Origin of the sequence: Pseudomonas sp. LAIL14HWK12:I1 (genome assembly GCF_003202095.1) — a bacterium.
Lineage (GTDB): Bacteria > Pseudomonadota > Gammaproteobacteria > Pseudomonadales > Pseudomonadaceae > Aquipseudomonas > Aquipseudomonas monteilii.
On the sequence record NZ_QJKG01000001.1, the window covers coordinates 703,959 to 724,952 of the forward strand.

24 protein-coding genes are annotated in these 20,994 nt (G+C 62.2%); 6 read left to right on the forward strand and 18 right to left on the reverse strand.

Annotation, left to right across the window (positions count from 1 at the left end; all coding sequences use genetic code 11):
* Positions 1 to 32 precede the first annotated feature (32 nt).
* Positions 33 to 908, forward strand: coding sequence for an urea transporter (locus tag D906_RS03140; protein WP_027615286.1), 876 nt, complete (start codon positions 33 to 35; stop codon positions 906 to 908).
* Between the two features lie 48 nt (positions 909 to 956).
* On the opposite strand, the gene D906_RS03145 is transcribed toward D906_RS03140, so the two are convergent.
* Positions 957 to 1,697, reverse strand: a complete 741-nt coding sequence (locus D906_RS03145) for an RHS repeat-associated core domain-containing protein (RefSeq protein ID WP_033694647.1) — start codon at positions 1,695 to 1,697, stop codon at positions 957 to 959.
* 146 nt (positions 1,698 to 1,843) lie between these two features.
* On the opposite strand from D906_RS03145, the gene D906_RS03150 reads away from it, so the two are divergent.
* Both D906_RS03150 and D906_RS03155 read left to right on the forward strand, forming a co-directional pair.
* Positions 1,844 to 2,668: an ion transporter gene (locus tag D906_RS03150; protein WP_027615287.1), complete on the forward strand. Its 825-nt coding sequence runs from the start codon at positions 1,844 to 1,846 to the stop codon at positions 2,666 to 2,668.
* Positions 2,669 to 2,760: 92 nt separating this feature from the next.
* Positions 2,761 to 3,759 (forward strand): sulfate ABC transporter substrate-binding protein, encoded by a 999-nt coding sequence (locus tag D906_RS03155; protein WP_016711744.1) that lies wholly within the window; start codon positions 2,761 to 2,763, stop codon positions 3,757 to 3,759.
* Positions 3,760 to 3,836: 77 nt separating this feature from the next.
* On the opposite strand, the gene D906_RS03160 is transcribed toward D906_RS03155, so the two are convergent.
* Together D906_RS03160 and D906_RS03165 are read right to left on the reverse strand one after the other, a co-directional pair.
* Positions 3,837 to 4,763: a class I SAM-dependent methyltransferase gene (locus tag D906_RS03160; RefSeq protein WP_019099533.1), complete on the reverse strand. Its 927-nt coding sequence runs from the start codon at positions 4,761 to 4,763 to the stop codon at positions 3,837 to 3,839.
* Between the two features lie 33 nt (positions 4,764 to 4,796).
* The gene (locus D906_RS03165) at positions 4,797 to 5,693 is read right to left on the reverse strand and encodes a DMT family transporter (protein ID WP_019099532.1); all 897 of its coding nucleotides are present in this window, start codon (positions 5,691 to 5,693) and stop codon (positions 4,797 to 4,799) included.
* 133 nt (positions 5,694 to 5,826) lie between these two features.
* On the opposite strand from D906_RS03165, the gene D906_RS03170 reads away from it, so the two are divergent.
* The 3 genes from D906_RS03170 (at position 5,827) to D906_RS03180 (ending at position 8,997) form a co-directional block, all read left to right on the forward strand.
* Positions 5,827 to 6,264: an Lrp/AsnC family transcriptional regulator gene (locus D906_RS03170; RefSeq protein WP_016711747.1), complete on the forward strand. Its 438-nt coding sequence runs from the start codon at positions 5,827 to 5,829 to the stop codon at positions 6,262 to 6,264.
* A gap of 455 nt (positions 6,265 to 6,719) precedes the next feature.
* A complete protein-coding gene (locus D906_RS03175) occupies positions 6,720 to 8,252 on the forward strand; it encodes an NCS1 family nucleobase:cation symporter-1 (RefSeq protein ID WP_027615288.1) in 1,533 nt (510 codons plus the stop codon).
* Positions 8,253 to 8,268: 16 nt separating this feature from the next.
* Positions 8,269 to 8,997 (forward strand): aspartate/glutamate racemase family protein, encoded by a 729-nt coding sequence (locus tag D906_RS03180; protein ID WP_019099530.1) that lies wholly within the window; start codon positions 8,269 to 8,271, stop codon positions 8,995 to 8,997.
* Between the two features lie 95 nt (positions 8,998 to 9,092).
* Here D906_RS03180 and D906_RS03185 read toward each other — a convergent pair whose 3' ends face one another.
* The 15 genes from D906_RS03185 to ccmA form a co-directional block, all read right to left on the reverse strand.
* The gene (locus D906_RS03185; protein ID WP_019099529.1) at positions 9,093 to 9,755 is read right to left on the reverse strand and encodes a hypothetical protein; all 663 of its coding nucleotides are present in this window, start codon (positions 9,753 to 9,755) and stop codon (positions 9,093 to 9,095) included.
* Between the two features lie 234 nt (positions 9,756 to 9,989).
* Positions 9,990 to 10,328: an FKBP-type peptidyl-prolyl cis-trans isomerase gene (locus D906_RS03190; RefSeq protein ID WP_019099528.1), complete on the reverse strand. Its 339-nt coding sequence runs from the start codon at positions 10,326 to 10,328 to the stop codon at positions 9,990 to 9,992.
* Between the two features lie 112 nt (positions 10,329 to 10,440).
* The gene (locus tag D906_RS03195; RefSeq protein WP_019099527.1) at positions 10,441 to 10,848 is read right to left on the reverse strand and encodes a GFA family protein; all 408 of its coding nucleotides are present in this window, start codon (positions 10,846 to 10,848) and stop codon (positions 10,441 to 10,443) included.
* A gap of 54 nt (positions 10,849 to 10,902) precedes the next feature.
* Positions 10,903 to 11,691 carry a PhzF family phenazine biosynthesis protein gene (locus D906_RS03200; RefSeq protein ID WP_025754767.1) on the reverse strand — a complete coding sequence of 263 codons (789 nt, stop codon included), beginning with the start codon at positions 11,689 to 11,691 and terminating at the stop codon, positions 10,903 to 10,905.
* Between the two features lie 51 nt (positions 11,692 to 11,742).
* Positions 11,743 to 12,681, reverse strand: coding sequence for a 2-hydroxyacid dehydrogenase (locus D906_RS03205; RefSeq protein ID WP_027615289.1), 939 nt, complete (start codon positions 12,679 to 12,681; stop codon positions 11,743 to 11,745).
* Between the two features lie 811 nt (positions 12,682 to 13,492).
* A complete protein-coding gene (locus D906_RS03210) occupies positions 13,493 to 13,909 on the reverse strand; it encodes a hypothetical protein (protein ID WP_019096395.1) in 417 nt (138 codons plus the stop codon).
* Positions 13,910 to 13,921: 12 nt separating this feature from the next.
* Positions 13,922 to 15,115, reverse strand: a complete 1,194-nt coding sequence (gene ccmI / locus D906_RS03215; protein WP_019096396.1) for a c-type cytochrome biogenesis protein CcmI — start codon at positions 15,113 to 15,115, stop codon at positions 13,922 to 13,924.
* Positions 15,108 to 15,584 (reverse strand): cytochrome c-type biogenesis protein, encoded by a 477-nt coding sequence (locus D906_RS03220; protein WP_027615290.1) that lies wholly within the window; start codon positions 15,582 to 15,584, stop codon positions 15,108 to 15,110. The genes ccmI and D906_RS03220 overlap by 8 nt, the downstream gene beginning before the upstream one ends.
* A complete protein-coding gene (locus tag D906_RS03225) occupies positions 15,581 to 16,117 on the reverse strand; it encodes a DsbE family thiol:disulfide interchange protein (protein ID WP_027615291.1) in 537 nt (178 codons plus the stop codon). The genes D906_RS03220 and D906_RS03225 overlap by 4 nt, the downstream gene beginning before the upstream one ends.
* A complete protein-coding gene (locus D906_RS03230; protein ID WP_174244701.1) occupies positions 16,114 to 18,087 on the reverse strand; it encodes a heme lyase CcmF/NrfE family subunit in 1,974 nt (657 codons plus the stop codon). The genes D906_RS03225 and D906_RS03230 overlap by 4 nt, the downstream gene beginning before the upstream one ends.
* 11 nt (positions 18,088 to 18,098) lie before the next feature.
* On the reverse strand, positions 18,099 to 18,554 hold the full coding sequence (gene ccmE / locus D906_RS03235; RefSeq protein WP_016711758.1) for a cytochrome c maturation protein CcmE: 456 nt from the start codon (positions 18,552 to 18,554) through the stop codon (positions 18,099 to 18,101).
* Positions 18,551 to 18,727, reverse strand: a complete 177-nt coding sequence (ccmD, locus tag D906_RS03240; protein ID WP_012273475.1) for a heme exporter protein CcmD — start codon at positions 18,725 to 18,727, stop codon at positions 18,551 to 18,553. The genes ccmE and ccmD overlap by 4 nt, the downstream gene beginning before the upstream one ends.
* On the reverse strand, positions 18,724 to 19,491 hold the full coding sequence (locus D906_RS03245) for a heme ABC transporter permease (RefSeq protein WP_025753824.1): 768 nt from the start codon (positions 19,489 to 19,491) through the stop codon (positions 18,724 to 18,726). Before D906_RS03245 ends, ccmD begins: the two co-directional genes overlap by 4 nt.
* Before the next feature lie 45 nt (positions 19,492 to 19,536).
* Positions 19,537 to 20,214: a heme exporter protein CcmB gene (gene ccmB, locus D906_RS03250; RefSeq protein ID WP_016711760.1), complete on the reverse strand. Its 678-nt coding sequence runs from the start codon at positions 20,212 to 20,214 to the stop codon at positions 19,537 to 19,539.
* On the reverse strand, positions 20,202 to 20,834 hold the full coding sequence (ccmA, locus tag D906_RS03255; protein ID WP_012273478.1) for a cytochrome c biogenesis heme-transporting ATPase CcmA: 633 nt from the start codon (positions 20,832 to 20,834) through the stop codon (positions 20,202 to 20,204). The genes ccmB and ccmA overlap by 13 nt, the downstream gene beginning before the upstream one ends.
* Positions 20,835 to 20,994: the final 160 nt, after the last annotated feature.

Genomic DNA, 20,994 nt, shown 5'->3' on the forward strand with positions numbered 1-20,994 from the left:
CACCGCTTCCCTTCAACCTCACTGACTGCCCCATGTACACCAAAAATTTCGTCAACCCGTGCCCCGACTGGGCCACGGCGTTACTCAACGGCTTCAGCCAGGTGCTGCTGCTGCGCAACCCCCTGTGCGGCCTGTGCTGCCTGCTGGCCATCCTGCTGACCGCCCCCGACCTGGTCGGCGGTGCCCTGCTCGGTGCCCTGGCCGGCCTGCTCACCGCCCAGGCCCGTGGTTACGACCGCGCCGACCGCCAGGCCGGGCTGTACTGCTACAACGGTGTGCTGATTGGCCTGCTGATCAGCGCCGTGCTGCCGTGGTCGGTCATGCTGCCACCGCTGATCATTGCTGCAGGCGGCCTGTCCAGCATCATCACCCACCAGTGGCGCAAACGCGGCGGCAAGCTGCTGATCGCCTACACGGCTCCGTTCGTGTTGCTGGGCTGGGGCACGCTGCTGTTCGCCAGCCCTTCGCCCAGCGGCTTCGTCGAGGCCGATCCGCTGTATGCCCTGGCGCGAGGTGTGGGCCAGATTTTCCTGCTCGACCAACCTTTGGCCGGATTGCTGATCATGGTCGGCATGTTCATCGCCAACCCTTATGCCGCGATGTGGGCCGTGATCGGCTCGGCCATCGGCGGCGGCGTGGCACTGCTCGCTGACCAGGTGCAAGCCACCTGGCTGGGCCTGTATGGCTTCAATGCCGCGCTGGCAGCATTGGCCTTTAGCCGACAAGGCGAAAAGCCCTGGGTGACCCTGCTGGCCATTGCCTTGGCACTGTTGCTACAACCGCTGTTCAACTTGATGCCCATTGCCGGGCTTACAGCGCCGTTCGTACTGGCCTGCTGGCTGATGCATTCGGGCAACCACTTCTTGCAGCTTTTACTGCGTCGGGATATTTGGCGTCTACATAACTGAAGGCGGAGAACATCGGGTGTGCAGGACTTTGTCAGCCCCTTGTGCCAATTACCAATGACCAAAGGATGCCAGCACCTGAACATCTATTTCCTGGCGTGCTTCCTGCTCCCTGATAAACGCCCTGGACTGCTCGATATCGGCAATCTGAGAGCCGTGGGCCCGCTGATGATTGGGAATCATGTGGTCCAGACTCATCGGCTGTGCGCCAGGCCTGTGTTCCCAGCGCCAATGGTTCTGCCAAGACTCTCCAAGCTCATCAATAGTTGGCCCTCGTGGCTGTACGCCTGTTACCACCCCTACGGGACGTACCTTCACAGGCGCACCACTGAAGCCTTCGGTAAAGCCAGAACCGCTGTATTCAACGACTTCACGCGAAACAGCGCTCGCAAGCTGATACTTGCCGGGACCTTTTTTGAACTCCGGGGAAATTCGATCTTCAATCGCTTTTACAGGCCTGACCACCGCCACTTGCCTTGCCCGCCCCGGCGAGCGTTTCAAAATGCCTGTTCCACCAGTCGGGTCTAAGCGATTGACCGGATCACCTTGGCAATAGGAATAAGTGTTGACCCCTCCCTTACCGAACGGGCTCAACACATCCGGGCTGAAAAAACGCATAAGTGCAGGGCAATAGAACCGATGCCCATTGCCCAGTGCATAGGCTTGCAGCAGCTCGTCCTTCCGCTCACCATTGAACCCCAACGCAGCGCCCGGCTCCTTTTGCAAATAGCCATAAGCGGTATAAGCCAGCGTCCGCCATGCCAGGCCCCGTAGTTCAGTTACCCTTTTCATTACCATCTCACACACTCGCCCAAGCCTGACGCCAGGCTGCGGCCAACACTCACGTACCTGAAACTGGCATTTTTGCCAGTTCAGCCTGTTGCAGCCTCGGATACTGACCTTTTAGGCTTGTTGCTTACGTATCCGGATCACAAGCCATGCAAACCCCGCAATCAATTCGCGAGCGGCTCTATGTAATCGTCTTCCAGACCGACACCGTAGCCGGCCGCCGCTTCGACAAGATCCTCCTGCTGATCATCCTCGCCAGCCTGGTCACGGTGATCCTCGACAGCATCGACGAAATACACCAAGGCTACGCCGGCCTGCTCGCTGCCATCGAATGGGGCTTTACCGCGATCTTCCTGGCCGAGTACCTCACCCGCCTGTACTGCTCACCCAAGCCCCTGCGCTATGCCTTCAGTTTCTATGGTCTTGTCGACTTGCTGGCAATCGTGCCGGGGATCATCGCGCTGTACTACAGCGACGCCCAGTACCTGCTGATCATCCGGGTGATCCGGATGCTGCGGATCTTCCGCGTGCTCAAGCTCAGCCCGTACCTCAAGCAGGCCCATTACCTGATGGAGGCACTGCGCGGCAGCAAGCAGAAGATCATCGTGTTTCTGGTCACGGTCTCGACCTTGGTAACCGTGTTCGGCACCTTGATGTATGTGATCGAAGGGCCGGAGCATGGCTTTACCAGCATCCCCAAGGGTATCTACTGGGCCATCGTCACGCTCACTACCGTGGGGTTTGGCGATATCGTGCCGAAGACGCCCCTGGGCCAGGTGCTGTCGTCGCTGGTGATGATTACTGGTTACTCGATTATTGCCGTGCCGACCGGGATCTTTACCGCCGAGCTGGCCAATGCCATGCGCGGGGAGCAGTTGCAGCATGATTGCCCGACTTGCCGCAAGAAGACCCATGAGCATGGCGCGGCATTCTGTTCCCGGTGTGGGAATGTGCTGTTCCCGAAAACCGAATAAGCAAAGAGCCATTTCGTCTTTAAAGCCCCAGGAACCAAACGCTATAGTCGCGGGCTTACTGCCAAACATCTGAACCATAACAAGGAAGCAACGTGAAAAAACTCTTCACCGCCTCGCTGCTCGCCGCAGGCCTGGCCCTGGGCAACCTCGCCCAGGCCGCCCCTACCCTGCTGAACGTTTCCTACGACGTGATGCGCGACTTCTACAAGGACTACAACCCAGCCTTCCAGAAACACTGGGAAGCCGAGCACAAAGAGAAGGTCAACGTGCAGATGTCCTTCGGTGGCTCCAGCAAGCAGGCGCGTGCAGTGATCGATGGCCTGCCGGCCGACGTCATCACCATGAACATGGCCACCGACATCAACGCCCTGGCCGACAACGGCAAGCTGGTACCGGACAACTGGGTAACCCGCCTGCCGAACAACAGCGCGCCGTTCACCTCGGCCACCGTGTTCATCGTGCGCAAGGGCAACCCGAAAGCCCTGAAAGACTGGCCCGACCTGCTCAAGGACGGTGTGCAGGTGATCGTGCCCAACCCGAAAACCTCGGGTAACGGCCGCTACACCTACCTGTCCGCCTGGGGCTATGTGCTCAAGCAAGGCGGTGACGAGGCCAAGGCCCGTGACTTCGTTGGCAAGCTGTTCAAGCAAGCGCCGGTGCTGGATACCGGTGGCCGTGCTGCCACCACCACGTTCATGACCAACCAGATCGGCGACGTGCTGGTCACCTTTGAGAACGAAGCCGAAATGATCGCGCGCGAGTTCGGTCGCGACCAGTTCGAAGTGGTTTACCCAAGCGTGTCGGCCGAGGCCGAGCCCCCTGTGAGCGTGGTGGATAAGGTGGTGGCCAAGAAGGGTACCCAGGCCGTGGCCGAGGAATACCTGAAGTACCTGTGGTCGCCAGCAGCCCAGGAGATCGCCGCCAATAACTACCTGCGCCCACGTGATGCGACGGTACTGGCCAAGTACACCGACCGCTTCCCGAAAGTGGACTTCCTGTCGGTGGAGAAAACCTTTGGTGACTGGCGCACCGTGCAGAAGACCCACTTCAATGACGGTGGCGTGTTCGACCAGATCTATAGCGGTCAATAACCCGGGTAAGCCTTACCGGCCTCATCGCGATCCCTGTGGGAGCAGCTTTAGCCGCGAAGAGGCCGGCAAGAGCAACATCAAACCTGGCGGAACACCAAAGCCTTCAAGCCCCCCGCCGGGTCCACATCGGGAAACTCCGGCGGGTTCTCCAACCGCTCGACAAACGCCAACGTCGGCGCCTGCTCCGCCATCCCCTCGATCAGAAACTCCGGCCCGATCCCCGGGTCGTTCACACACGCCAGCACTGTGCCCCCCGCATTCAGCAACTCCGGCAACCGCCGCAGGATCTTCGCGTAATCCTGGGTCAGCACAAAGCTGCCGCGCTGGAAGGTGGGCGGGTCGATGATGATCAGGTCATAAGGCCCGTACTTGCGCACCTTGCCCCACGATTTGAACAGCTCATGCCCCAGGTAGGCCACCCGCGATGGATCGTGGCCATTCAGGCGGTGGTTATCACGGCCACGGGACAACGCCGACTTGGCCATGTCCAGGTTCACCACCTGCTCGGCGCCACCGGCAATCGCCGCTACCGAAAAACCGCAGGTGTAGGCGAACAGGTTCAACACTCGCTTGCCCGCTGCCTGCTCGCGTACCCAGCGCCGGCCGTAGCGCATGTCGAGGAAAAGGCCATTGTTCTGCCGCACGCCCAGGTCCAGCAGGTAGCTCAGGCCATCCTCGACCACTTCACGCTGCTGGCACGGCTCGCCCAGCAGCCACTGGCCCGGGCTGTCGGGCAGGTAGCGGTGCTGAATGAGGATCGCCTGGCCAGACCACTGCGGGCGTTCGGCAAAGGCACGCAACATGGCCTCCAGTTCAGCCAGCTGGCCTTCGGGTGGCTCGCGGAACAAGGCCACCGACAGCACACCCTGCAACCAGTCGACCGTCACTTGCTCCAGGCCCAGCCAGCAGCGGCCACGGCCGTGAAACAATCGGCGGGTTTCCTGCGGGGCAGGGTCGAACGCGGCGAGCAGGTGTTGCTCAAGGGTGTGGATCGGCGAAGTCATGGTGGGTCGCAAACAAATGAAAAGGCCGCCATTCTACCCCTTGACCGCCACTTGTGCAGAACGGAACCACCAGCCCTGCTGCATCCCCGCCGCCGCCACCAGGATCAAACCCACGCCCAGCCACTGCAGCGGCGCCAGCCGATGCCCGAACGCCACCCAGTCCACCAGAATCGCCGCAATCGGGTAGATGAACGACAGCGCCCCGGTCAACGCCGTGGGCAGACGCTGGATGGCACTGTAAAGCAACACATACATCAGGCCGGTGTGCACCATGCCCAGTGCCAGCAGGCTGGCCAACGCCGGCACTTCTCCGGGCAACCCGCCAGGCCTGACCCAGGGTGCCAGCATCAGCACACCGGTGGTTACCTGGATCAATGCAATCAGGTGAGGCGGCGTGCCACTCAGGCGCTTGATGATCAGTGCAGCGATTGCGTACAAGAACGCCGCCCCCAGCGCCAGGGCAATCCCCAGCAGATAATCCTCACCGCCACCCTGCCCCGCGCCATGGGCACTGACGATGGCCAACATGCCGAGGAAGGCGACGCTCAGCCAGGTCACCTTGGCCAAGGTAATCTTCTCGCCCAGGAACAGCGCCGCCAGCCCCACCAGCAGAAACGGCTGCACGTTGTACACCGCCGTGCCAATGGCAATCGACGCCCGTGAGTACGAGGCAAACAACAGTAACCAGTTACCGACAATCGCCACACCGCTGGCCATCGCCAACAAGAACGCCGTACGGCTGATCACTCCCGGCCGCAGAAAGCCAAAAACGGCGCAGATCACCAGCAAGGTCACGGCGCCGAACACGCAGCGCCAGAACACCACCTCCAGCACGGGCTGGCCGGACACCAGCACGAACCAGCCGATGGTCCCGGAAATCAGCATGGCAGCGACCATTTCCAGCGAGCCACGGCGCAATGAACTGTCCATCTCAAACCTCCCGTTGACGATGGCAACAGTATGCAAAGGATACCGGTGTGCCATCCAGCGGATAACGAAGGCAGATTGGCATACATGCCTTTACTATCAAGGCAAATAACGCGAATTCCCTATTGAGGTGAGCATGACTGACGCTATCGACCAACTCTTGATCAATGCACTGATGGAGGATTCGCGCCGCTCGCTGAAGGCCCTGGCGCAGGTGAGCGGGCTGTCCGCACCCAGCGTCAGTGAGCGCCTGCGCCGGCTGGAAGAACGTGGCGTGCTGCGCGGCTACACCGTGGAGGTCGACCCACGCGCGTTTGGCTACCAGTTGCAGGCCATCGTGCGCATTCGCCCGCTGCCGGGGCAGTTGCAGGAGGTGGAGCGGCAGATCATTGCCATCCCCGAGTTCACCGAGTGCGACAAGGTCACCGGCGAGGACTGCTTTATTGCCCGCCTGCATGTACGCTCCATGGAACAGTTGGACACCTTGCTCGACCGCATCAATGTGCTGGCTGACACCAACACCGCGATCATCAAGAAAAGCCCGGTGAAGCGGCGGTTGCCGCCGATGGATTGAGAAACGCCACAGGAAAACCTGACTATTTTTTGTACACAAGAATGTCACCTTAAGTGCCATTTTTGTGTGCACTTTCCCCGGTAACGCCCCAATACGTTACACACCACCTTGCAACTAATTTTGACCATTTGATCAACTAATTATCAGGCCAAAAATTTAAACCTGTTTATGTGGTCAACTTATAATGCCTGAATTTCATGAAGTTATCTTTCGAAGCCCTAGATTAGAAATGATAGCCCTTTAGCGCTTGCTCTTTCCTTGGCATGGAACTCGCTTTTGTGTCCTCGTGTTTTGTATACAAACCAAACAAAACATAAATACACAAGAACCCGCGACGCCGGACCAAAACCGGCCGCCGCGCCCAGAACCCTGTGATGCCAAGCTGCACTGACGAGATGGCGAGCCCGTGCGCATGCCCGCTCATCGCAGTCCATGTGCATCAGGAGCCCGCCGGAATGAGTACCAGCCTCGACCTTGCCCCTGAACTATCCGTCGCCAGCACCCACCCTGCTTCCACACTTGACGGCAGCCAGTCCGCGCTGGCCCTGAGCCCGCGTCTGCATAACCGCGACCTTGCGCCTACCCGTATCGAAGGCCGCCGCTGGGGTGGATACAGCATCTTCGCGTTGTGGACAAACGATGTGCACAATATCGCCAACTACTCGTTTGCCATGGGCTTGTTCGCCCTCGGTCTGGGCGGCTGGCAGATTCTGCTGTCGCTGGCCATTGGCGCAGCGCTGGTGTACGTCTTCATGAACCTGTCCGGCTACATGGGGCAGAAAACCGGCGTTCCCTTCCCCGTCATCAGCCGCATTGCCTTCGGCATCCACGGTGCACAGATCCCGGCGCTGATTCGCGCAGTCATCGCCATCGCCTGGTTCGGCATCCAGACCTACCTCGCCTCCGTGGTGCTGCGCGTGCTACTGACAGCGGTGTGGCCGCACATGGCAGCTTACGACCATGACAGCATCCTCGGCCTTTCAAGCCTGGGCTGGGTGTGCTTCGTGTCGATCTGGCTGGTGCAGCTGGTGATCCTGGCCTACGGCATGGAGATGGTGCGCCGCTACGAGAGTTTCGCCGGCCCGGTGATCCTGCTGACCGTCTCGGCCCTGGCGGTGTTCATGTACTTCCAGGCCGACACGCGCATCGCCTGGTCGGTGGCTACACCGCTGACTGGCTACGAGATGTGGCGCAACATCTTTGCCGGCGGTGCGCTGTGGTTGGCGATTTACGGCACCCTGGTGCTGAACTTCTGTGACTTCGCCCGCTCCTCGCCGTGCCGCAAGACCATTCGCGTGGGCAACTTCTGGGGCCTGCCGGTGAACATCCTGGTATTCGCCATCATCACCGTGGTGCTGAGCGGCGCGCAGTTCCAGATCAACGGCCAGATCATCGACAGCCCGACGCAGATCGTCGCTGCCATCCCGAGCACGCCCTTCCTGGTACTCGGCTGCCTGGCCTTCCTGATCGTCACGGTGGCGGTGAACATCATGGCCAACTTCGTCGCCCCGGCCTTCGTGCTCAGCAACCTCGCGCCGCGTCACCTCAACTTCCGCCGCGCCGGGTTGATCAGTGCCACCGTGGCGGTGCTGATCCTGCCGTGGAACCTGTACAACAGCCCATTGGTGATCGTGTACTTCCTGTCGGGCCTGGGCGCCCTGCTCGGCCCGCTGTACGGGGTGATCATGTCCGACTACTGGTTGCTGCGCAAAGGCTGCATCAACGTGCCGCAGCTCTACAGCGAAGACCCGGCCGGTGCCTACCACTACACCAAGGGCATCAACCTGCGCGCCGTGGCAGCCTTCGTGCCGGCCGCACTGCTGGCCATCGTCCTGGCGCTGGTCCCCCACTTCCAGCATGTGGCGCCGTTCTCCTGGCTGATCGGTGCCGGCATCGCCGCCGCCCTGTACCTGCTGATCGCACCTCGCAACCGTCACTACCACGACGTCAGCGGCGAGTGTATCGCCGTCGACCACAGCAGCCATTGATCAAGGAAGACAGCCCATGCGTATTCTGATTGCCAACGTCAACACCACCGAAGCCATCACCGAGGCCATTGCCGAACAAGCGCGCAGTGTCGCCAGCCCCGGCACCGAGATCATTGGCCTCACCCCCTGGTTTGGCGCCGAGTCGGTGGAAGGCAATTTCGAGAGTTACCTGGCTGCCATCGCAGTGATGGACCGGGTGCTGGCCTATGAAGGCCCCTACGACGCCGTGATCCAGGCCGGCTATGGTGAACACGGCCGTGAAGGCTTGCAGGAGCTGCTGAACGTACCGGTAGTGGACATTACCGATGCAGCCGCCAGCACGGCGATGTACCTGGGCCATGCTTACTCGGTGGTGACCACCCTGGACCGCACCGTGCCGCTGATCGAGGACCGTTTGAAGCTCTCCGGGCTGTACGACCGGTGTGCCTCGGTAAGGGCCAGCGGCCTGGCCGTGCTGGAACTGGAAGAAGACCCGCAGCGTGCGGTGGAAGCCATCGTGGAGCAGGCCGAGCGAGCCGTGCGTGATGACAAGGCCGAGGTGATCTGCCTGGGTTGCGGCGGCATGGCCGGGCTCGACGAGCAGATTCGCCAACGCACCGGCGTGCCGGTGGTGGATGGGGTTAGCGCGGCGGTGACCATTGCCGAGTCGCTGGTGCGCATGGGCTTGAGCACCTCCAAGGTACGCACCTATGCCACCCCACGGGCGAAGAAGGTGGTGGGTTGGCCGATGCGTTTCGGGCGCTGAATCTTTAGCTGCCTGTACCGGCCTGTTCGCGGGTAAACCCGCGAACAGGCCGGTACAGGCCAACTCATCATTCGGGCCAACGCTGCACTACAACCTCATGTCGGGCAGCTCTGCGCACCGTCATTCAAACCCTGGCGCACATTGCGGCTAAGCAGGCTGGCCTTGCCGTCGTGCCAGGTCAGGGTCAGTACATAGAGGGTATCGAAGTCATCGCCGTTCCAGTCATCGGTAATCACCCGCTCTTCCCCCAGCGCCTTGCCGGCCACGGTATTGATCAACTCCGGGAGGTAACCATGCGACCAGGCGGTGTAGATGGTTGCATTGCGGTACTTGTCGCTCAGCAGCTCGTCAGCCAGTTCGGCGGTGTCGTTGGCGCCATAGTCGATGTTCACCGGCAGGCCCAGACGGATGGCGCTGGGGGTGATGGTCATCAACGGGCGGATGTAGCTGTAGCTTTCGTCCTTGCTGCCTTCTTCGACATGCCGCGAAGGGTTGGCAGCAAACACGTAATCGGCCTTGCCAAAGCGCTCGGGCAACACCGTGGCCAGGTCCAGCGCACGGTTCAGGCCTTGGCAGTTCAACTGGCCCAGCCCCTCGCCCGGCTTCTCGGCATGGCGCAGGAACACCAGGGTCTGGGTGCCATCCACCGGTTGCGCACGGCTTTCGACAGCCTCCAGCGCCAGCGGTACGGCAACAGCCGTAAGCACCAGGCTCAGCAGCAAGTGACGGCGACGGCGGAAGAATGTTGGCAACTTCATCAAGGCAGGCTCGTGTGGCAAAGAAAATCGCGTCAACCCGCCACATCGCCCCATCAGCTGCAGGGCGCCCTTGTAGTGAATGCCATCCTTGGCAACGAGTGAGGGTCAGAGTGCCCTGAACCCGTTTGGTTCCTCCCTGGAGGTAGATGCCGTTCCCTAGGCAAGGCCTAGGTTAGGGGATGGGTGTTGCGCAATTGTGTAAGCTGCAAGAACCTGGGGTTGCAATGCAGCAGCTCAATCATCCCGCGTCAGCACTTCCAGCAATTCGATCTCGAAGGTCAAATCCGAATTCGGCGGAATCGCCCCCACGCTGCGCTCGCCATAGCCCAGGTGTGCTGGAACCTGCAGCTTGCGCTTGCCACCCACACGCATGCCCATCAGGCCTTGATCCCAGCCTTTGATCACCCGGCCGGTGCCGATCACGCACTGGAACGGCTTGCCGCGTGACCAGGACGAATCGAACTCGCTGCCGTCGGCCAGCCAGCCGGTGTACTGGGTGGTGATCAGGGCGCCTTTGACGGCGGCTTTGCCATCACCCTCCACTAGGTCGATGATCTGCAATTCTTGGCTCACGGGCACGCTCCAACGCGGGAAAACAAAGCCGCCCTTTTCTCAGGAATGCACCGGTTTTGCAAGTTTGCACGGTGTTTCATGCCGCCGATTCGAACCGGTACCCGATGAGCAATCAGCTGTTCTGCTCGAACACCTCTTGGCCAGTCAATTCCTTGGTCTGGTTGGCGAAGCAGTACCAGGCGGGTTTTTCTTCCACGAAAATCTGCAGGTTGAAATCCCACGCCTGGTCACAGTCGAGCAGGCCGACCGGCACGGCATGGAAGTCGTTGGCCTTGAGCCGGTAATACAGGTGCGTGCCGCACTGGCCGCAAAACGCGCGCTGAGCCCAGTCAGACGACTCATACACCGAGGGCGCACGCCCTTCGATCACCGGGGGCCGGCTGCATTCCACAACCAGCAGCGGGCCGCCAGTCCATTTGCGGCACATGCTGCAATGGCAGGCACTGACATGGGTGTTGTCTACAGTAACCTTGAGCGTGGTGGCGCCACACAGGCAAGTGCCTTGTTTTTCCAGGGCCATGGCTGGCTCCTTGAACAGGGAAAGAGCCAGCCAGTATAGATGCCTGAACGGGCCTCAGAAGTAGACGGTACCGCGCAGGTACAACGCTGCCCGCCCGCTGATGATTACCCGGCCATTGCCCGGCACTTCGCACTGCAGCTGCCCTTTGCGCGCCCCGCCCTGCTCGCAGCTGAGTACCCGCTTGCCCAGGCGCTCCGCCCACACCGGTGCCAGCGAGGTGTGGGCCGAACCGGTTACCGGGTCTTCATTCACGCCAACCCGCGGGCCGAACCAGCGGGTGACAAAATCAAAACCACGCCCTGCCGCCGTCACGGCAATACCACGCACGTCGAACGTGTTCAACGCAACGAAGTCCGGCTTCAGGGTGTCGAGGATCAACGCATCATCGATCACCACCACATAGTCGTCGCTTTGGTACAACGCCTGAGCCTGGTTCAAACCCAACGCTTGCAGCAACCCTGCCGGGATATCCACTGCAACCGGCCGCTTGGCCGGGAAATCCATCGCCAGCAGCCCGTCAGCGCCACGGCTGACGCGCAACTCGCCGCTGCGGGTGTTGAAACGCAGCACCTGGGCCTGCTCGCCCAGTTGCTCGAACAGCACATAGGCCGAGGCAAGCGTGGCATGGCCGCACAGATCAACTTCTACAGTCGGGGTGAACCAGCGCAGGTCGTAGGTTTCACCATTGCGCACGAAATAGGCGGTTTCCGACAGGTTGTTCTCTTCGGCGATGCGCTGCAGCACATCGTCCGGCAGCCAGCTTTGCAGCGGAATCACGGCGGCCGGGTTGCCACCGAACGGTTTGGCGGAAAAGGCATCGACCTGGAAGATGTCGAGTTGCATGCACACACTCCTTGTTGCCCGGGTGTTGCCAGGCAGATGGCTGATATAGGTTTACGGGCGAACCGGGGTCAAGACGGGCTCACCTGCAAAGAACGCCTGCAGGTTACGCAGTACCAGGGTTACCGTGTCGCGTGCGGCCTCCGGCGACTGGCCGGCCACGTGGGGCGTGAGCACGGTGTTGCCAAGCGTCTTGAGGGCGTCGGGCACGGCCGGTTCGTCATCGAACACGTCCAGCGCGGCACCTGCCAGCTGGCCTTGCTGCAATGCAGTTACCAGTGCATCGGTGTCAACTACACTGGCGCGGGCAATGTTCACCAGATAGCCCTCGACCCCTAGCGCTTCCAACACGTTGGCATCGACCAGATGCCGGGTGTTGGCGCCACCGGGGGTGGCCACGACCAGAATGTCGACGGCAGCGGCCAGGTGCAGCGGGCTGTCGTGCCAGGTGTAAGGCACTTCTTCACGCGGCGTGCGGCTGTGGTAGCTGACGGGCATGTCGAAGCCCAGGTTGGCACGCTTGGCAATCGCCTGCCCGACTGCGCCGAGGCCAAGAATGCCCAGGCGCTTGCCACTCACCGAGGGGCTGATGACGCGGTTCCATTCGCCGCGACGGGTGCTGGCATCGGCGCGAGGAATGTCGCGCAGCAGTGCCAGCACCAGAGCCAGAGTGTGGTCGGCGACTGCGTTGGCATTGGCACCGGCACCATTGGTGACGGTGATCCCTCTGGCAGCCGCGGCGGCCAGGTCGACTTGCTCGTAGCCGGCGCCGATCACACAGATGATCTGCAGGTTGGGCAAGGCATCGATTTCGGCGGCAGTCAGGCCCAGCGGACCGCGAGTGAGTACGGCATCGATTTCACTGGCGTGTTGCTGAATGGCATGGGAGCGCAGTTGCGGCGAGGGGGCGCGAATCAGGCAGTAACCGGCCTGCTCTAGTAAGGACAGGTAATTGTCGACGGTTTCCACCAGTACCAGGACTGTTTTGCGCATGCCACCTCCGGTCAATTCGATAGGTCATTATGCGGAGTTAGCAACCAGTACAGTCAATAGAAATATCAAGTCAAAACTGCACTGTACCGCCCACACCGTTCCCGCTCTTGATCTTGATCTTGATCTTGATCTTCGCGACTTCAGGAGGCCGAACGCAGGCCTTGCGGAGGGAGGTGACGGGCATGGATGCCCGTCAAGCGCTGGGCCCCAGGATGGGGCCTGCAGCGCGGTCCTCCCGGGAGCAAGGCCGGAGTGAGGGAACCCCGGAGCGCAGCGTAGGGGCCGGATGATGGGAGCGCAGCGTTTTTTGGTTACTTTTTGTCGCGTTTGACAAAAAGTGACTCGCCGTAAGGGCGAAAAGGTGAATCAGCGTCGCCATCGCAAATGGACTGTTCACTGATTCAAAACAGACGAATCTTGCTTCTTGCTTCTTGCTTCTTGGATGTGGGCATTCACATCGAGTAGACATTCATTCCCGAGGGTGGCGCACACTCACCTTTCCGCCCTTACGGCGGGTCACTTTTTTTCAAACGCGACAAAAAGTAACCAAAAAACGCTGGCTCCTATCATACGGCCCCTACGCTGCGCTCCGGGGTTCCCTCGCTACGGGCTTGCTCCCGGGAGCACGCGCTGCAGGCCCCATCCATGGGGCCTCAGCGCTTGACGGGCATCCATGCCCGTCATCTCCCTCCGCAATCCCTACGCTCGGCCTCCTGAAGTCGCAATCGGCGGCGCCTGATCTATCGCGCGCTTAGAAGCAAAAGCCACGGCAACGGCAACGGCAACGGCAACGGCAACTTCGAGGTTGGTGTTACTGGGCGAATGCGCGACCTAACCCGCCTGGAACACCACTGCTATCCGTTTCTTGCCAAGGACCATTCGGGCTCAGCGACCAGCTCCAGCCGTTGTTGAACCGGTAATAAGTACGCTGCCGGTAGAAGGTATTGGGCTGTTTCTCCAATACATAAACACCCAGCTTCGGGTCCCAATGGCTGGCCCCGCCAGGCGGTGGCGCAAAGCTGGCCGAGGTACGCGGCATCGGTTTGGGAATCGCCGCCGGCTTGCTCGGTTGGGTCGATGGCTGCCCGCCCGGCAACGGCTTGACCACCGGTCCCTGTGGCGGCACGCGTTCAATCGGGGGTTCAGGCTGCTCATACGGCTGATGCACCGTACACGCAGACAAACCCAGGGCCAGGGTAATCAGGGTCAGGCGGACGGTGCTGTGCATGGCATTGCTCTCTTACTGGTCGGGGCTGTCGATGGTCAGGCGCTGGGTAGCCTGGGTGGCGCTGGGCAGTGGGGCACCCTGGCCAATCCATTCGCCGTGAGTAGGCTGGCCAGCGCGCGATACACGTGCAACCAGTTGGACTTCGGCAAATTGCGACAGTTTCATCTGCGGCATCATCGCGTCAGCATCAGACAACTCCACCTCGATCGGCAACTGCGCCACCGTCACCCGCTTGGCCGCCAGCGGCATGGGCGGGCCATTGCTGGCGCGGGCAAAGATGAACACGGTGTCGTCCGGCTTGACCTTGTCCTTCAGCGCCGCCGCCAGCTCCACCCGCACTTTCAGGCGAGCCGCCGCAGGTGCGGGTGAAGCTTCTGCCACAGCCCCCCCCAGGCGCTCGACAGCGCGGTCGATACCGCCCTGCAGGGCGTCACGCGATGCGTCACCTTCCGGCAGCTGCGCCAGCAGGCGCTTCCAGTAGTCGATGGCTTCCTGGTAACGCTCACCTTCGAAGGCAGCAATGCCGCGCAGGCCCAGGCTGGTCACTTCGTTGGGGTCGGCTTTCAAGGCTTCGTCAGTCAGCGCCTGCAACTGCGGGCTCCACTGTTTGTCAGCAGCAAAATACAGGGCCTGAGCCCATTGTCCCAGCAGCTCGGGCTGGCGGCCGGCCAGGGCCACGGCCCGCTCGAAGGTGCGCGCCGCATCAGCCGGGCGTTGCTCGGCCATGTAGGCGCGGCCCAGGAAGTACATGGCCTCGGCCGAATCCGGCTGGGCCTGCACCACGCGCTCCAGACGCGTGGTCATTTCTTCCATCGACTTGGGCGCCTCGGCGAATTCCTGGGTCAGGGCCACCTTGTCGGCCGCACCAAAATGCAGGTACAGCCCAAGCGCCATCAGCGGTACCAGCACAGCCGCCAGCAGCGGCAGGGCCTTGCCCAAGTGGCCCTGGCGCGGTGCCTCGGCGCCTTCGGTATCGGCCAGCAATTCGCGCGCAGCCTCGTCACGGCCCTTGGTCATCTGCACCTCATCAAGCACGCCAGCCGCCTGCTGGGCGGCCAGTTCGGCAACACGCTCCTGGTACAGGGCCACGTTCAGGGCGGTGCGGTCTTCTTCCTGCTGACGACGACGGCCACGCAGGATAGGGATCAGCAAAAAGCTGAGGGCAGCGAGCAGCAGCAGGCCCGCGCTAAGCCAGAATTCAATCATGGGTCTGTTCTTTTTCCAGCAGTTTGGCGAGACGCTCGCGTTCTTCGGCAGTCAATTCATTGCCGCCCTGCACAACCGTACCGCGACGCCGGCGCACGATCACCGCCAACACCACGAAACCGCCGGCCAGCAGAATCCCCGGGCCGAACCACAACAGCCAGGTACGCCCGCTGAGCGCCGGCTTGTAGCGCACGAAGTCGCCATAGCGGTCGACCATGAAGTCGACGATCTGCTGGTTGCTCTTACCCTCGCCGAGCATGCGGAAGATTTCCCGGCGCAGGTCGGCGGCAATCGGTGCATTGGAATCGGCGATGTCCTGGTTCTGGCACTTGGGGCAGCGCAGCTCCTTGGTCAGTTGCTGGTAGCGCTCGCGCTCGGCCTCGTCGCGGAACTGATAGGTGTCGATGGCCGCCTTGGCCACGCCGGCCAGGCTCATGCCCAGCACGACAGCCGCCAGCCAACGCCTCATGGCTTGGCCTCATCGACCAGGCCCTGGTAAAGCGGGGCCAGCTGTTCGCGCCACACCGTGGCATCGACAATGCCCACGTGTTTGTAGCGAATGATGCCTTTGGCGTCGATCAGGAAGGTTTCCGGCGCGCCGTACACGCCCAGGTCCAGACCCAGGCTGCCCTGCTCGTCGCGGATATCCAGCTGATAAGGGTTGTGGAACTCGGCCAGCCATTTTTGCGCGGCGGCATTGTCGTCCTTGTAGTTGACCCCGTGAATCACCACGCCTTGCTGTGCCAGCTGGTTAAGGTACGGGTGCTCGACCTTGCACGACGGGCACCAAGTGGCCCATACGTTGACCAGCGCCGGGCGGCCCTGCAAGTCGGCCTGGGTCAGGGTGCGGTCGCCCTGAGTCGAGGCCAGCGAAAACGCCGGGAACGGTTTGCCGATCATTGCCGAAGGCAGCTCGTCGGGCTTGAGGAACAGCCCCTTGTAGAGGAACACCGCCACCAGCAGGAACACTGCCAGGGGGACTACCATGATCCAACGCTTCATGCAGCTGCTCCAGACACGCCCAGGGCATCACGCACCCGGGTCTTGACCTTGACGCGGTAACGCCGGTCGAGGGCCGCCAGCAACCCACCCAGGCCAGTCAGCAGACCGCCCAGCCAGATCCAGCGAACGTAAGGTTTGATATGTACGCGCACGGCCCACGCGCCGTTTTCCAGCGGCTCGCCCAGGGCGACGTACAGGTCGCGGGTAAAGCCTGCATCGATGCCGGCTTCGGTCATCATCGATTGCTGCACGGTGTACAGGCGCTTCTCCGGGTGCAGGGTGGTGATTTCACGGCCATCACGGCTGACCACCACGGTGCCCTTGTCAGAGATGAAGTTCGGCCCTTCGAAGTGCTTGGCGCCCTGGAACAGGAAGTGGTAACCGCCCAGCTCGACGCTTTCGCCCGGGGCCATGCGCAGGTCGCGTTCGGCGCTGTTGTTGCTCGACAGCACCACACCCAACGCACACACCGCCAGGCCCAGGTGGGCCAGCTGCATGCCCCAGTAGCTGCGGCCCAGGCCGGGCAGGCCCTTGAGCAGGCCTTTGTGGCGGGTCTTGTCGAGAATGTCGCGCAGCCCGCCGAGCACTACCCAGGCGGCCAGGGCAAAGGCGGTCAGGGTCGGCCAGTCGAAGTCGTCGACGATAAAGCCGGCCACCGGGGCCAGGATGGCGCTGCCGATCAGCACCGGGGTCATCATGCTGGCCAGCCATTTGCCGGGGGTGTCCTTCCAGCGCACCACCACACCCACGCTCAGCACCACCATCAATAGCGCCATCAGCGGCAGGAACAAGGCATCAAAGTACGGCGGGCCGACCGACAGCTTGGCCCCGGTCAGGGCATCGAGCACCAGCGGGTACAAGGTGCCCAGCAGAATCATCGACGCGGCCACCACCAGCACCAGGTTGTTGGCCAGCAGCAGCGTCTCGCGCGACCACAGGGCGAAGCCGACCTGGCTCTTGACCACCGGGGCACGCAGGGCGAACAGGGTGAGCGAACCACCGACCACGAACAGCAGGAAGATCAGGATGAAAATGCCCCGCGACGGGTCGGCGGCAAAGGCGTGCACCGAAGTCAGCACACCGGAACGCACCAGGAAGGTCCCCAACAGGCTCAGCGAGAACGCGGCAATGGCCAGCAGCACGGTCCAGCTCTTGAATACACCGCGTTTTTCGGTCACTGCCAGCGAGTGGATCAGCGCGGTGCCTACCAGCCAGGGCATGAACGAGGCGTTTTCCACCGGGTCCCAGAACCACCAGCCACCCCAGCCCAGCTCATAGTAGGCCCACCACGAGCCCAGGGTGATGCCCACGCCAAGGAAGGCCCAGGCAACGATGGTCCAAGGCCGTGACCAGCGCGCCCAGGCAGCGTCCAGGCGGCCGCCGAGCAAGGCAGCGATGGCGAAGGCGAAAGCCACCGAGAAGCCCACGTAACCCATGTACAGCATCGGCGGGTGAACGATCAGGCCAAAGTCCTGCAGCAGCGGGTTGAGGTCACGGCCATCGGTGGGCACTTGCGGCAGCAGGCGCTGGAACGGGTTGGAGGTGATGATAAGGAAGCTCAGGAAGCCCACGCTGATCATGCCCATCACCGCCAGCACGCGGGCCAGCATTACCTGCGGCAACTGGCGCGAGAACACCGACACGGCAAAGGTCCAGCCGCCGAGAATCAGCGCCCACAGCAACAACGAACCTTCGTGGGCGCCCCATACAGCGCTGAACTTGTAGTACCAGGGCAAGGCGCTGTTGGAGTTGCTGGCTACGTAGGCAACCGAGAAATTGTCGGTCATGAAGGCATGGGTCAAACACGCGAAGGCAAACGCCAGGAAGGCGAACTGCCCCCACGCCGCCGGCCGCGCCAGGCTCATCCACAGGCTGTCGCCACGCCAGGCGCCGAGCAGCGGCACACTGGCCTGTACGGCGGCAAAGCAGATGGCCAGGATCATCGCCAGCTGGCCCAGTTCGGGGATTATCAGCGCCGCGTTCATGGCTTGGCCTCCCCGCCCGTGGCGGCCTGGCCGCTTTCCTTGAGGGCCTTGGTGACCTCGGGCGGCATGTACTTCTCATCGTGCTTGGCCAGCACTTCGTCGGCCACCACCACACCGTCGGCGTTGACCTTGCCCAAGGCGACAATGCCCTGCCCTTCGCGGAACAGGTCGGGCAGGATGCCACGGTAGGTGATCGGTACCGACTTGTTGAAGTCGGTGACCACGAAGCGCACATCCAGCGAGTCGGACGAACGCTGCACCGAGCCTTTCTCGACCATGCCGCCTGCGCGGATGCGGGTGTCCAGCGGTGCTTCGCCATTGGCGATCTGGGTGGGTGTGTAGAACAGGTTGATGTTCTGCTGCAGTGCGCTCAAGGCAAAGCCGACGGCAACCCCGACGCCGACCAGCAGGCCGACGATGAGCAACAGGCGTTTCTTGCGCTGCGGATTCACTGGTTGTTCTCCCGGCGCAAACGGCGCGCCTCTTCTTGCAGGTAGCGACGGCGGGCCAACAGCGGCGCAGCAACGTTCAGCGCCAGCACGGCCAGGCAGATGCCATAGGCCGACCACACGTACAGGCCATGGTGACCCATGGCGAGAAAGTCACCAAAGGTGGCAAAGCTCATTGTGCGGCCCTCCGCCCCAGGCTGTTCAACACTTCGTCCTTGACCCAACTGGCGCGCGCCTCGCGCTTGAGCACTTCAAGGCGCATGCGCAACAGCAGCACGGCACCGAAGAAGCAGTAGAAACCCAGCGCCGTGCACAGCAACGGCAGCCACATTTCGGCGGGCATCGCCGGTTTTTCGGTCAGGGTAAAGGTGGCGCCCTGGTGCAGGGTGTTCCACCACTCCACCGAATACTTGATGATCGGGATGTTAACCACGCCGACAATCGCCAGCACCGCGCAGGCCTTGGCCGCACTGTCACGATTACTGATCGCCTGGCCCAACGCAATAATGCCGAAGTACAGGAACAGCAGGATAAGCATGGACGTAAGGCGGGCATCCCACACCCACCAGCTGCCCCAGGTCGGCTTGCCCCAGATGGCGCCAGTGACCAGCGCCACGGCAGTCATCCAGGCGCCGATCGGCGCGGCGCATTGCAAGGCGACATCGGCGATTTTCATTTTCCACACCAGCCCCACCACCCCGGCCACCGCCAGCAGCACGTAGCAGGACTGGGCCAGCATTGCCGCCGGCACATGAATGTAGATGATGCGGAAGCTGTTGCCCTGCTGGTAGTCCTGTGGGGCGAAGGCCAGGCCCCAGGTGATGCCGAGCAGCAGCAGGAGCACGGCAGCGCCGGCCAGCCATGGCAGCATGCGGCCGCTGATGGCATAGAACCATTTGGGGGAGCCCAGCTTGTGGAACCACGTCCAGCTTATTTTCATCAGGTACATCCAGGGTATTGGCCGGGCTTGAAAGCCCGGGACTCGTTATTCGCCAACGCTGATCTTCAGGCCGGCCGCTATCGCAAAGGGTGCCAGGGTCACGGCCAGGGCCGTGAGGCTGGCAAGCCAGAGCAGGTGGCCGGTTGCCGGCATATTTTGCAACGCCGCTTGCAACGCACCACTGCCCAGGATCAATACAGGGATATACAACGGCAGAATCAGCAACGCCAGTAACAAACCACCGCGCTTGAGGCCAACCGTCAGCGCCGCGCCCACCGCACCCAGCAGGCTCAGTACCGGCGTACCCAGCAGCAGCGAGCCAAGCAGCACCGGCAGGCAATGGCTCGGCAGCCCCAGCATCAGCGCCAGCAGCGGCGCCAACAATACCAGCGCCAGCCCGGAAAAGATCCAGTGCGCCAGCACCTTGGCCAGCACCAGCAGCGCCAGTGGGTGCGGCGACAACACCCATTGCTCCAGCGAGCCGTCCTCGAAATCACTGCGGAACAGGCCGTCCAGCGACAACAGCACCGCCAGCAATGCCGCCACCCAGACCAGCCCAGGCGACAAGGTTTGCAACAATTGGCTTTCCGGGCCGACCGCCAACGGGAACAACGCCACGACGATGGCGAAGAACACCAGCGGGTTGGCCAGCTCGGCCGGACGGCGGAACAGCAGGCGCGCTTCGCGGCGCAACAACAAGACGAATACGCTCATGCCGCCCATTGCCCCAGGTTCAGCTCACGGTAACCGGAGGGTTTGCGTTCCAGCGTGTGGTGGGTGGTCAGCACCACCGTACCGCCCTGTTCGCAATGGGCCGCCAGGTGTGCTTCCAGCTGTGCCACGCCTTGCTTGTCCAGGGCCGTGAACGGCTCGTCAAGAATCCATAACGGCGGGCAGGCCAGGTGCAACCGGGCCAAGGCCACGCGCCGCTGCTGGCCGGCTGACAGGGTATGGCAGGGTACGTCTTCGAAACCCCGCAGGCCGACGGCCTCCAACGCTGCCCAGATCGCCTCGCGGCTGGCCGGCTGGTGCAAGGCGCACAGCCAGGTGAGGTTCTCTTCAGCGGTGAGCAGGTCCTTGATGCCGGCAGCGTGGCCGATCCACAACAGGATGCTGGCCAAGGCATGGCGCTGCTCGGCCAATGGCTTACCGCCCAGCAGGATCTGCCCGGCCGTCGGCTGCATCAGCCCGGCCAGCAGACGCAGCAAGCTGGTCTTGCCGCTACCGTTGGGGCCGCTGATCTGCAGCATGTCGCCGGCACCCAGCTCGAAATCGAGCTGCTCGAACAGCAGGCGCCAGTCGCGCTCGCAGGCCAGGCCTGCGGCTTGGAGGTGAAGGGTCACGGTTTCGCCTTATCTTTGTAGGGCTTCAGTGCGGCGTCGCCTGAAGCCCTGTGTCTCAAGTCGCCCCCAGCGCTGCCGTTATAATGGCAACCACGGGCGCTCGGCATTATTACATGCGCCGCCGCGCTGCCAAGAGGCCGGGTTCGACAGGTTGTATACA